This window comes from Vibrio sp. 03_296, from assembly GCF_002265885.1.
This window is the reverse complement of sequence record NZ_NPKW01000446.1, coordinates 1-636: the sequence shown is the minus strand read 5'-3', so window position 1 is coordinate 636 and position 636 is coordinate 1. Positions and strand designations below refer to the sequence as shown.

Annotated in this window: 1 pseudogene; it reads left to right on the top strand. The window is 47.7% G+C overall.

The annotated features are described in order from the left end of the window. Nucleotides 1–160 precede the first annotated feature (160 nt). A pseudogene (locus tag CIK04_RS25285) lies at nt 161–636 on the top strand (RTX toxin); the annotation flags it as partial.

Genomic DNA, 636 nt, shown 5'->3' with positions numbered 1-636 from the left:
CTACTTATTAGTTTTTACTTATTCATGATGGGATTATTTTGTCCAAACGATTCGTCGTATTTTATAAAACCTCATTGATTTATCGGCTTGAGTTACTACTTGGTGTGTCTTGGATTGACCACAGAGCCGAGCGATATCTTAAAGGGAGTTAGGGTTAAGAATGAACAAATGGCTGATTTTTACGCTTGCTTTGGCATTGTCTGCCTCTGCAACGGCAACGGTGCCACCAGCGCCGATTTGGCATGATGTCGAATTAAGTGACGGCTCTTCAACGAAAGTGCGCTTAACGGGTAATGCGGATTTCCATTGGTATGAAGACGAGCAAGGCAATGCGCTGATTGAGCAGCAAGATACATGGTTTTTCGCAGAAATAAAAAACGACGGTGCTAAGCCTTATCTGATTTCGAGTGGCGATGCAAAATTGGCCGACTCGCAGCCTCCTCTTTCGGCTCAAGATCGCTCGGCGTTACAAGTGACGCCATCTCACGCCAGTCTGCCGGAGCGCCCTGTCACTCRACGCTCTCGTTCGCTGCAGACTAACCCCTTTTCAACACGTTCCGCTTTCGCTTCCCGAGCGCAGCCGTTTGAGCAACCGTTGTTGGTTGTGCAGGTGTCGTTTAGCAACATTTCGATGGT